This window comes from Lactobacillus fornicalis (assembly GCF_055362665.1).
The window spans coordinates 1-13837 of the sequence record NZ_JBLTIM010000030.1 but is presented as its reverse complement, the minus strand read 5'-3'; the positions used below and the strand labels follow the sequence as shown (position 1 = coordinate 13837).

The window sequence follows — 13837 nt, the reverse complement described above, 5'->3', positions numbered from 1 at the left end:
AAACTATTTTACGGTCTCTATTTATGAGAAATATGTTTGATGCAAAACAAAGATTTTCTCTAAGAAAATTATCTATTGGGGTAGTATCTGTATTATTAGGTTTTACTTTTGTAAGTAACGCACAAGTTGTTCAAGCAGATACCTCTTCAAGTACAGCGAATTCACAAAATGGTGGGGGGGTAGATAGGGCTTCTGATTCACAATCGTCAGGTTCTGCATCTACTTCAGCAAATACAAGTAATTCAAATGAAGTAACTACACCTAGTTATCAAAATACTTCTAATAAGAGCAATATTACTGACAATAGTGATAGTGCTCAAACTTATGTTAATAAAACACGGCAAGACAGCATGGGTAATTTTTCGACAACTAATGTTGATCAAGCTAAAGGCATGGATTACATGCGACAAAATAGTCAAGTTGATCCTGGTAAAATCTTTGCTGGTGGTCCACAAAACTGGGGTTGGGCTTCTGATATGACCAAGAATTATAAGATTACGCAAGAAGCTCAAAATAATGGCACTACTAAATGGACTGTAACTTTCTTGCCTGATGGCAAATATTACATGAATAATATTGTTAACCATGCAGATAGTGGTGCGTATGCGTTAATGATTTCTAAAGACAATGAGGTGGTTAAGGATGCAAATGGTAATTTATTTACTGTTAATGAAACCTTACGTAATAACGCTGCAAGTTTAGGTGGCAGTGTAGTAAAAACCGCTACTGCTTATATTAAAGGTGAAATGTCCCAAAGTTATCAAGACTATGACCAAGCTGCCATTAATAGATGGATAGCCACTGATCCTGCTACTGCCACTACTTATATCAATAGTGGCAAGATTCCACTAACTTTTGCTACTGGATATGTAACAAGTAGCATTACTACTTTTACTAATACAAGTTCTGCTACACAACGTTCAAAAGTTTTAAATGATCGTGCTCTTTATATGGATTCATATGGTATTGTCCCAAGAGATAGTACTAACTATGACAATGTGCATGGTTTTAATAGTGGCATCGATTCGAACGGAAATGGTAGTTCTTACTGGCAAAAAGCATTTAAGATGGATGAAAACAATGCCAATAAGAATCAGAATCAAAATATGTGGGGCAATAAAAATCCTGTTATTGATGTCAACGATTTTGGCTATGGAATCTTATTTAGAACTCAAGGGTCTAAGTTCTTGAATGATAATTCTGGTGCCACATGGACTGTTACATTTTACACAAAACCTAGTGGTGAAAAGGTTTCTACATATAGTGGTGTAATTGCTTTAGGAAATGAAGGTACACCTCAAAATGCAGATGGTGGTGCTACTAGAGGACAAGCTGCCAAGACTAATTCAGATATTCACTTGATGCAAGCTGCTTCAAGTGGGGTAAGCTCTGGTAAGATTATTACTAGTGATTCATTAGACGCAGCAACGGCTCAAGTTAACGTTGTGGTTAAAAATGCAACCAATAATGCAACTGGCAACATTCCAGCTGTTAACTATACTTTGACTAAAGCTCCATTAACTGATGTAACAGGTAATACCAATTCCAGCACTAGTTCAGTAACTGATAGTGTGGTTCCAAATACTGGGTCTGTTCAAAAGAATTACTATATCTCTGAGTCATTTGCTTATAGCAATGATACAGATGAAATGCAAGCAAAAATTGATAAGGCTCTTAACCCAACATCAGATAATGGAAGTAAGTATTTAAGTTTAAACATCAATAATTTGGCTGATCTTGAAAAAGCTGGATTTAAAGCAACTACTAGTTATGATTCAACTAATAAGCAATATGTAATTACAGTTGCCAATGCTGATAAGGATAATATTAAGTATCCAGCTGTTGACCCTGCAGCTTTAACTGTCGTTAATGACAAAACTAATTTAAGCCAAGATACCGCTTCAACTGCAAAGATAACTGACTTAATTAAGGCAGCTAATTCAAATGTTACTGATGTTACTTATAGTGATATTGATCGAGCAGCAACTTTGACTTATGCTGACGGGTCAACTAATTCTGTATCTTATGACGATTTAGTAGTTCAAGTTCCTGCAAAGACTATGATTTATCAAGATTCTGGAGCAGATACTTTCACAATTACCGATGATGAAGCTGGCTCTATTAGTACTAATGTTAATGCGGCTAATGCTACTGCTAAGTTAGGTATTAGAGTAAATCAAATAAATGGTAAGTATGATGGTTCAGTAACTGTTTCAAGAACTTCTGCTTCTGGCGTTTACCAGACTGCAACTTTAACACCAGCTCAAACCATCATCAATATTCCTAACCCAGTGTTAGTTAAGGATAAAACTAATATTACAGCTGAAGAAAAGCAAAAAGTTGTAGACAATCTTAAAAATGCTAATAAAACAATTTCAGATGGTTTTACATCTGCTTCAGTTGCTTTAGATGGTACTGCAAGTGTAACTTTTGCTGATGGCTCAAAACCTATTACTGTTCCTGGGACTAAGACTGTTTTTGAAAGTATTCACCAAAGCATTATTCCACCTTCTGGCCTAGTTTGGGTAAAAGATCAAACTAATTTAACTAGTTCAGAACTAGATCAAGTTAAGCAATTATTTAAGGATGCTAATGATGGTGCTACTGAAGTTAGTTTCGGTACTAACAATACAGGTGTAACTGTTAAGTATTCCGATGGGCAAGTTTTAACGTTAGATGATGTTCGCGCTAACCAATATACGATTAATTATCCTAAGAGAGTCTTAGTTCCAATTGGTGAAACTGTAAGTTCAGTAGGGGGCGATGTTTATAAAGCCGCCTTCCAAGAATCTATTCAAAAGAAGGCCAGTTTAGATGGTATTGCTTATTTATTGAATATTAGTTTGGATAGTAGTGGAAATGTTACATATACTATTTCTACTAACAATGATTCAAAGAGATTAGTATATAGCCAAGGAAAACTAGACGCTAAATATACAACTGTTTTTGTTAAGAAGTTAGTCAAAGTTGCTGATCCAAATAATTTAACAGATCAAGATAAACAAAATATTAAGGATCAATTAACTAAAGATAATCCTAATATTCTATTTGATTGGAATAATGCAACTATTAATAATGGTTACAATGCTACGTCAACTCTTAGCTTTAGTGAAGGCAGCCCTACTTTAGATGTAGTTAACTCCAACTTGATTTATGCTGACGCAGTAGCTCCTAAAGTAAAAACAGCTGTTGGTGATCCAGATAATTTAACTAATGATCAAAAGCAGTCAATTATTGATAAAGTAATTGAAGCTAATAAAGATCGTGGTGTAACAAGTGCGACAATTGATCAAAATAATGGTCGAGTGGTTGTTACTTATGATGGCAGTAGTATAACTGAAACTATTCCAATTAGTGATACTATTGTTTATATTCCAACTAGAACTGTTGTATCTAACAAGGCAAATAACTGGACTACCCCTGATTACACTTTAAGTGATTCTGAACAAGCTAGTGTAAAGTCTGCTACAGAAGCTGCTAACAAGGGCTTCACAGCTCAAGTTAATAATGATGGTAGTGTTTCATTAACAGATGATAATGGAAATACTGCAACATTAACTACTGATCAAACAATCTTAAAATTACCAAAGAGAACAGTAGTTGCTGATAAAAAACATTTAACATCAGATGAAAAACAAGCAGTTTTAACCGCAATTAAGAAGCTCAATCCATCTGTTGCTGATACTAGTGCTGGTAATGTAATTGCCGATGATGGTACAGCGACATTATCTTTTGTTGATAATGGTACTAAAACTAAAGTTGCTGGTGATTTACTTGTATATCAAAATGCTACTTTGAATAAGCCAACAACATTAACACCTGTCGTTGATAAAACTAACTTAACTTCAACAGAAATCAGCCAAATTATTCAAAATGTTAAAAATGCCAATATGTCTGGTGGTACAACTTATCTAACAGATGTAAATGTTGTAAAAGATGATAATGGAAATAATGTAGTTTCTGCTACTTTACCAGATGGTACGACACATCAGTTAACTATGGATGATGTTGCTGTAACAATTCCACTTAGAACAGTAGTTGCAAATAAAGGTGATCAACCTGATGAAACTGGTCAATTAGTGCCGATTTATCGTTTAGACGATGGCGAAAAGCAAGCTATGAAGGATGCATTCTTGAAGGATAATCCAAATATTGCATCTGATCATGTACAAGCACACGCTAGTGGGGATATTACTGTTTATGATGATAATGGTAAAGAGGTTGCAACTATTCCTGCAGATAAGACCACTTTTGACATTTCGACTAGAATTGGGGTTAAAAACCAAAAAGAATTAGATTCTGGTGAAGTTCAAGTGGTTACTGATGTTCTTAAGCAGGGGAACGCTAATGTGGATACTACTAAGATCTCAGTAGGTACTGATGGTACTGCAGATGATATGGCTAAGGTTAGTTTTACAGATGGTACACGTTCAATTACCATACCAGGTGAAAAGCTTACTGCACAAATAGTTAATAACATGGTTTACCCATTAGAAATTACTTCTAAGACTTTAGTAACTGATCCAACTAAGTTAACTGACAATGACAAGGCACAAATTGAAAACAGTCTTAGAAAGAATAATCCCCAAGTTCAAAGTTATGAATATGGAACTGATGAAAGTGGTAATCCAACAATCACTGCAGTTTATCCAGATAATTCAAAGACTACAATTCCGTTATCTGTAGTTGTTGCGAAGTATCCAGAGAAGACTTTAATCAAGTTGAGTGATCGGAATAATAATCCAGCAGCTGATTTGACTAATGCCCAAAAAGAAGTAATTGCAAGTGCAGTTAAAGTTGCAAATCCTAATGCTGAAGTAATTGTTAATAGTGATGGGTCAGTAACTATGACTGAAACTGTAACATACAATGTTCCAACACCAGTAGCTGGTGGGGATATGCATGATCCAAATGTTCAAGTTACTACTAAGGAAGTAACCAAAACTATTACAACGACTATTTCTGCACCAGATGCAGTAATCAACGTTCCTAATAAGGTTAAGGTTGATAATGTTTCTAGTCTAACTCCATTTGAAAAGTCTAAGGTTTGGGATGCAATTAAAGCCGCAAATCCAAATACTAAATTTAATGGTATTGATATTACTAACATTGTTGAAGATAATGGTGATACTCCAGTTACTTTCCAAGACGGAAGTCCTGCAACTAAATTGACTGATTTAGTTGCCAAAAAGACTGTTGCTGATACTGTTGTAGTGAATATCCCATCTGAAAGAATAATTGTTAATAATAGGCAACAATTATCTGATGAGGACCAAGAAGCTGTTAAGACTGCAATAGCGAATGCCAACCCAGCTTCTGATGGAAAGCCAACAGTTACAATTGATTCTGATGGTAATATCAAACTTACATATAGTGATGGTTCATCAGTAGACTTACCCGTAAAAGTTAATAAGATAACTGTCCAAGCTCCAGTGCGTCAAATTGTTCAAGATAAGAATGAAAACGGTACAACTACTTTCCCAATTGATAAAGAAGCAATTAAGAAAGCTTTCACTATAGCTAACCCAGACTTAAATAGCGATAATGTTGTAGTTGACAATATTGGTGGAGTAAACTACACCGGTTCAGGAACTGATGATCCAAGTGTTTATATTCCTAGAGATGTAACAACTATTAAAGTTGGACCTAAGGTTTTAGTAGATAATCCTACTTCCTTAACTGATGATGAAAAAGACCAAGTAATTAGCACTATCAAGAAGGATAACTTTGATTCAGTTACTAATGAGTATGGTAACTTTAATCCAATTACCCATGATTCATTCCAAGAAGATGGATTGCATGTAACCTACCCAGCTGGTCAAGGACAAAATGTGGTAATTCCATATAGTGATTTGGTTGAACAAGCTGCTAAGGGACAAGATATCTATGTTGCTAAGGGCGATACTGTAAATCCTAGTGATTTAATTGCTAATAAGGATGCTTTACCAGAAGGTACAACACCAACTTTGAATGGTTCAGTTGATACTTCTACTTCAGGTGTAAAGAAGGCTACAGTAACTGTAACTTACAGTGATGGTAATAGTACTCAAATAACTGGTAACGTTCACGTAATTGAAGCAGGCGAACCAGTTAAAGTTGGCTTGAACCACAACTTTACAGCCGAAGAAGCTAAGAGTGCAATTAATCCGAACGCTGAATTGCCAGAAGATGCAGCTTATAGCTGGAAGACCACTCCTGATACTTCTACTTCAGGAAGTGATAAAGAAGGGGTAGTTACTGTAACTGTTGGTGACAAGAGTGTTGATGTACCAGTTAAGGTTAATGTAGTTAGTGATGCCGATGAATCTGTTACACCAATTCCTGAAAAGCCTGTAACTGTAAAACATAATGCAGAGTTACCAAAGGCTGAGGATGTAATTACTAATAAGGCAGATATGCCTAATAGGACAACATACAGTTGGGATCCTGAAAATACTCCAAAGACAGATACAGTTGGAGAATTCCCAGGTAAAATCATTGCTACATTCCCAGATGGCAGTACTAAGTCTGTAGATGTAACTGTTAAAGTAACTCCATTAGATAATGAAACTTATTCTGCTAAGGGTAAGACAGTAAATGTAGATAAAGGCACAGATCCTGTTGCAAAGGATAGCATTGAAAATACGTCTGATCTTCCTGAAAATACAGACTATGTTTGGACTAAAAAGCCTGATACTTCTACTTGGGGTGACAAGCCTGGAACAGTTCACGTAACTTATCCAGATGGCTCAACTCAAGATGTAGATGTAACTATCCACGTAAACAGTGATGCCGATAAGTATAATCCAACTACTCATCCAATAACTGTTGATCATAATGAAGACTTAACTGGCAAGGCTAGTGACACAGTTGATTCAAATAACTACCCAATTACTAAGATTGATTGGCAAACTGTTCCTTCAACAACTACTCCAGGTGGAGTTCCTGCAAAAATTGTTGTAACTTACGAAGATGGTAGTACAGATACTCTTGATACAACTGTAAATGTTCGTCCAGCTCAATCAGAACAATTTGATCCAGCATCACAAGAAATACCTACTCGAATTAATCAAGTTCCAAAGGCTGAAGATGGTATTCAAAAGCAAGACAAGAATGGTAAAGACATGCCAACGGATGCTGAATATAGTTGGGCAAAAGAACCAGATGTTTCTAAGAGTGGTGAATCTACTGGTGTGGTTAATGTTACTTATAAAGATGGATCTGTAGATCAAGTGACTGTACCAGTTAGGGTTGTTTCTGATGCAGATGAAAATAATCCTAAAGCGGACTCTGTCTCTGTAAAACGTAATGCAGATTTACCAAAGGCTGAGGATGTAATTACTAATAAGGCAGATATGCCTAATGGAACAACATACAGTTGGGACCCAGAAAATACACCAAAGACAGATACAGTTGGAGAATTTTCAGGTAAGATTATTGCTACATTCCCAGATGGCAGCACTAAGTCTGTAGATGTATCAGTAACTGTTATTACCAATGATGCCGACAACTTCAATAGTAATTTCGATAAGGTACCAGTGAAGGGTGATGCTGACTTAACTGATTCTCAAAAAGAAGAAGTTAAGGGCAACGTTACTAAGAAAAACCCAGATAAGGGAATTACTAACATTGAAGTAAAGGGCGACGGTTCAACAACTGTAACGTTTGAAGATGGTACAACCAAGGAATTGACTCCAGATCAAACCATCAAGCGCTATGATGTAGGTGAACCATTGACTAATACTGGTGAAGCAGATACAGACCTTAACTCATTTGACAAGACTACTGTAAAAGATGCAGATAAGTTAACTGATGATGAAAAGGGTCAAGTAGTATCAAACATCAAGAAGACAAATGGCGATAAAGATATCACTAACATTGATGTTAAGGACAACGGTCGTACTATCGTAACCTTTGGTGATGGAACTCAAAAGGAATTGACACCAGACCAAACAATCATCAGTAGTAAGTTAGGTGAACCATTGACTAACACTGGTGAAGCAGATACAGACCTTAACTCATTTGACAAGACTACTGTAAAAGATGCAGATAAGTTAACTGATGAAGAAAAAGGTCAAGTAGTATCAAACATCAAGAAGACTAATGGTGACAAAGATATTACTAACATTGATGTTAAGGACAATGGCCGTACTATCGTAACCTTTGGTGATGGAACTCAAAAGGAATTGACACCTGATCAAACTATCATCAGTAGTAAGTTAGGTGAACCATTGACTAACACTGGTGAAAGTGAAGACTTGAACCGCAACATTAAGAAGGTTCCAGTTGAAGGTGACAGAGATATTACTGATACTGAAAAGGCTGAAGTAATTAAGAATATCAAGGATGGTAATCCAGACAAGGACATCACAGATGTAACTGTTAAGCCAGATGGTACAGCAACTGTAACAATGGGTGATGGTACTCAAAGTACCTTTACACCAGAAGAAACTGTGAACCGCTACAAGTTGATCGATCCATTGACTAATCCAGGTGAAGATCAAGGCTTCAATAGTAACTTCGATAAGGTACCAGTGAAGGGCGATGGCGACTTGACTGATGAACAAAAGCAAGCAGTTAAGGAAAACATTACTAAGTCAAACCCAGACAAGGGTATCACCAACATTGAAGTGAAGGGTAATGGTTCAACAACAGTAACGTTTGAAGATGGAACAACTAAGGACTTAACGCCAGATCAAACCATCAAACGCTATGAACTCGGAGATCCATTGTTCAATGAAGGCAAAGACAAGAACTTTGATGGTAACTTCGATAAGGTACCAGTAAAGGGTGATGGCGACTTAACAGATGAACAAAAGCAAGCAGTTAAGGAAAACATTACTAAGTCAAACCCAGACAAGGGAATTACCAATATTGAAGTAAAGGGTGATGGTTCAACAACAGTAACGTTTGAAGATGGAACAACTAAGGACTTGACGCCAGATCAAACCATCAAGCGTTATGAACTTGGAGATCCATTGTTCAATGAAGGCGAAGACAAGAACTTCGATGGTAACTTTGATAAGATACCAGTAAAAGGTGATGGCGACTTAACAGATGAACAAAAACAAGAAGTTAAGACCAACATCACTAAGTCAAACCCAGATAAGGGAATTACCAATATTGAAGTAAAGGGTGATGGTTCAACAACAGTAACGTTTGAAGATGGAACAATTAAGGACTTGACGCCAGATCAAACCATCAAGCGTTATGAACTTGGAGATCCATTGTTCAATGAAGGCGAAGACAAGAACTTCGATGGTAACTTCGATAAGGTACCAGTGAAGGGTGATGGCGACTTAACAGATGAACAAAAACAAGAAGTTAAGACCAACATCACTAAGTCAAACCCAGATAAGGGAATTACCAATATTGAAGTAAAGGGTGATGGTTCAACAACAGTAACGTTTGAAGATGGAACAACCAAGGAATTGACACCAGACCAAACCATCAAACGTTATGATGTAGGCGAACCATTGACTAATCCAGGTGAAGATCAAGGCTTCAATAGTAACTTTGATAAGATACCAGTAAAGGGTGATGGCGACTTAACAGATAAACAAAAGCAAGCAGTTAAGGAAAACATTACTAAGTCAAACCCAGACAAGGGAATTACCAACATTGAAGTGAAGGGTGATGGCTCAACAACAGTAACGTTTGAAGATGGAACAACCAAGGACTTAACGCCAGATCAAACCATCAAACGCTATGAACTCGGAGATCCATTGTTCAATGAAGGCAAAGACAAGAACTTTGATGGTAACTTCGATAAGGTACCAGTAAAGGGTGATGGCGACTTAACAGATGAACAAAAACAAGAAGTTAAGACCAACATCACTAAGTCAAACCCAGACAAGGGTATCACTAACATTGAAGTGAAGGGTGATGGCTCAACAATAGTAACGTTTGAAGATGGAACAACCAAGGAATTGACACCAGACCAAACCATTAAACGTTATGAACTTGGAGATCCATTGTTCAATGAAGGCGAAGACAAGAACTTTGATGGTAACTTTGATAAGGTACCAGTGAAGGGTGATGGCGACTTGACTGATGAACAAAAGCAAGCAGTTAAGGAAAACATTACTAAGTCAAACCCAGACAAGGGTATCACCAACATTGAAGTAAAGGGTGACGGTTCAACAACAGTAACGTTTGAAGATGGAACAACTAAGGACTTAACGCCAGATCAAACCATTAAACGTTATGAGCTAGGTGACCCATTGTTTACTGATGAAACAAATAATGGAAGTCAAACTAGTTCAGATAAGGACACTAATAAATCAACTAAGAATGACAAAGTTCATAATTTAACCAGTGCTAAGGGTACTTCAGGAAACTCTACTATCACTAAGTCTAGTGCTAAGACTCTTCCACAAACTGGTGAAAATAAAGTTGGTTTGGAAATGTTAGGTTTATCTTTACTTGGTTTAGCTGGAATGCTATTCATTAGTAAAAAGAAAAAAGACTAGAGTAACTAGTAAAAAAGTCAAGGTTTAATACCTTGGCTTTTTTATGTGGTTTTGTAAATGTTTAAGCATATGTTTAAACGATTTGATACATTATATTAAATTAATGATAAAACTGTTATTTTATTAGTATTTATATCTTTAAAAGTTTAAAATACTATATCTATCAACGGTTTATTAAATATTCGAATTTTATATATATCGGGGGGGGGTAAAGTCCGTATTATTACTTTATCTCTTGATAATCTGAACAATAGGTTATTTAATAGCAAAAGTTAACAAATAATAAATTATTTCTATTAGAATATTAATACGAGGGATAAAAAATTTGAAATAACTTTATGCTATTAGGGGGATAGTTATGAAATCAATGTTTAATGAAAGGCAAAGATTCTCGTTAAGAAAATTATCTATTGGGGTGGTATCGGTTTTACTAGGTGTTACTTTTGTAAGTAATGCTCAAGTAGTTAAAGCTGACGAAGCCACAAATAGTGTAAGTGCAAGTTCAAGTGATGTAAGTTCAAATTCTACAACTAGTAGTTCAAGCGATTCTGTTACAACTAATGAATCAAGCCAAGTTACAAATCAACCACAAGATTTGAACAGTTCTAACTTAGCATCAGCTTCAACTTATACTTTGGGGGATGGTAATCGTCGTTATCCATCTGCAGATAAGATCCAAACAATGCTAATAACTACGTTACTCTTCAAGATATTAGTGAAAGATACGTACAAACAGGCGGCACTTTAGCACCAAATGAAAAGAGATGGCGTATCGTCTGGAATTCTAATGTAAATAACTCCACTAAAACTGATGAACAATGGTTCTCAATTATGATGACTAAAAATGTCAAGATTAAAGGTGGAGCTAATAATGTTACTATTCAAGTAATTGGTGGTCCAACTGATCGACAAACTTGGCAACAAGTTCAATTTGATATTGATAAAGGCCCAACTATCTTACACAATTCAAATGAACTCTCAGATGAATATCGTGATTACTTCATTCATGATAAAAAATTTAATGGTCACTACTACAACGGGTCAGATCCTGAAGCTTTAGAAATGTGGACCCACATTAACTTGCCTACATTTTCTTACGCTAACTATGGTAGAGCTAATTTAGACCGTCAAACTACTATGAATCATTTGTTCTATGATAACAACTGGTTTCCAGCAAGTATAAAAAATAGAACTTCATATGAATGGGATGATGCCCTTGAATTTGGTGGAAATTGGATTACTCGTTACAAGCATAATGACGGTACAACTCAAAACGGCCCATTAATTAACTTAGATTTAAATAGCAATGATGACAAAAATGTTAAGTACTTAGGTGATATCTATACTTTTCACTACCAAAGTGCTAATGGTTATTATTTAGGTGGTACTAAGAAAGTTCAAATGGACTTCACTACTGTAGTGGATTCTACTGTAACTGACGTTCCAGAAACACGTTTAATTGCTGGCTACAAGGCTGGTGCTGCGGGTAGTGATTTCAGACGTGCTCAAGAAAATAATCATTTGGTAGATAATCAAACTTATAAGTTAATTGTTAATGAAACAAGTCAACGTTCAGATAAGAAGATTCCGGCAAATGCTTTTAAAGTAGCTGGACCTGATAACATTTCTAAAGATTACACTCACGAAGAACTTAACCAGACAAACAATACTCAGGAATTTAATTATTACACTGATAAAATTGATACCGCTACCCAACAAAACATTTTAAATTCATTAAAGGTAGCTTCAACAACTCAAAACGGTGTAACTGTTTCTGATCCTGTTATTGATACAGTAAATAAGACTGTAACTTACAATGTTGTTTATACTGATACAGTAGCTGAAAAGACTACTCATATTATCTTCAAAGATGGTGATACACCAGTTAAGACAGTAGAAGTATCAGGTAAGCCTGGAGACAAGGTGCCAGTAAGTGAAGAAGATCAAAAGATCCCTGATGGTTATGAATTAGTACCAGGCGAAAAAGTACCAACAGAAGTAGACTTCCCATCAGATGGTACAACACCAGAAGATAAAGTAGTTAAATTGACTCACAAGACAACTACAGTAAATCCAGATGATCCAAAGACACCGGAAGATACTTTACCTGAAAATCCAAAAGTTCATTATCCAGATGGCGTAAGTGAAAAAGACTTAAACAAGACAGTTACTAGAAGGATTTATGAAGTAGATCCAGTAACTAAGGAAAAAGTTTTAGTAAAGACACAAGAAGCTAAGTTAACTAGAACAGCCACTGTTGATGAAGTAACTGGTAAGGTAACTAAGTACAGTGATTGGACAACTGGAACTTGGGAAAGCTACACTGCAAGTACTAAAGAGGGATACACACCAGATCAAAGTACAGTGCCAGAAGTAACTGTAGATGGTGATACTGAAAGTACTGAAGTGGTAATCAACTATGTTAAGAATCCAACAGGTAAGATTATCTTCAAAGATGGAGACAAGCCAGTTAAGACAGTAGAAGTATCAGGTAAGCCTGGAGACAAGGTGCCAGTAAGTGAAAAAGATCAAAAGATTCCAGATGGTTATGAATTAGTACCAGGCGAAAAAGTACCAACAGAAGTAGATTTCCCAAGTGATGGAACAACTCCAAGTGAATCAGTTGTTAAGATTCAAAAGAAGACACCAGACACTCCATCAACTGATCAACCAACAGGTAAGATTATCTTCAAAGATGGAGATAAGCCAGTTAAGGAGGTAACAGTACCAGGTGAAGCAGGTAAGACTGTTGAAGTACCAGATACAACAATTCCAGAAGGCTACGAATTAGTACCAGGCCAAGAAGTGCCAACAACAATTGACTTCCCAGGCGATGGATCAAACCCAAGTGATAAAGTAGTTGAGTTACAACCAAAGACACCAACTGAACAAACAACTCACATTGTTTTCAAAGATGGTGATACACCAGTTAAAACAGTAGAAGTATCAGGTAAGCCTGGAGACAAGGTGCCAGTAAGTGAAGAAGATCAAAAGATTCCAGATGGTTATGAATTAGTGCCAGGTGAAGAAGTACCAACAGAAGTTGATTTCCCAAGTGATGGAACAACTCCAAGTGAAACAGTTGTTAAGATTCAAAAGAAGACACCAGACACTCCATCAACTGATCAACCAACAGGTAAGATTATCTTCAAAGATGGAGACAAGCCAGTTCAGACAGTTGAAGTTCCAGGAAAGCCAGGCGAAAGTGTTGAAGTACCAGACACAACAATTCCAGAAGGCTACGAATTAGTACCAGGCCAAGAAGTGCCAACAACAATTGACTTCCCAGGCGATGGATCAAACCCAAGTGATAAAGTAGTTGAGGTACAACCAAAGACACCAACTGAACAAACAACTCACATTGTTTTCAAAGATGGTGATACACC

3 protein-coding genes are annotated in these 13837 nt (G+C 36.4%); all 3 read left to right on the top strand.

Going from position 1 to position 13837, the window contains the following annotated elements:
* Window positions 1-32 precede the first annotated feature (32 nt).
* Window positions 33-10451 carry a Rib/alpha-like domain-containing protein gene (locus tag ACNDLV_RS06420; RefSeq protein WP_498882997.1) on the top strand — a complete coding sequence of 3473 codons (10419 nt, stop codon included), beginning with the start codon at window positions 33-35 and terminating at the stop codon, window positions 10449-10451.
* Between the two features lie 358 nt (window positions 10452-10809).
* Entirely contained in the window at window positions 10810-11199 is a 390-nt protein-coding gene (locus ACNDLV_RS06415) for a YSIRK-type signal peptide-containing protein (RefSeq protein ID WP_048588265.1), read from the top strand.
* Window positions 11200-11282: 83 nt separating this feature from the next.
* Window positions 11283-13837 (top strand): mucin-binding protein (locus ACNDLV_RS06410; protein WP_498882996.1); only part of this gene is annotated, 2555 nt, incomplete at its 3' end.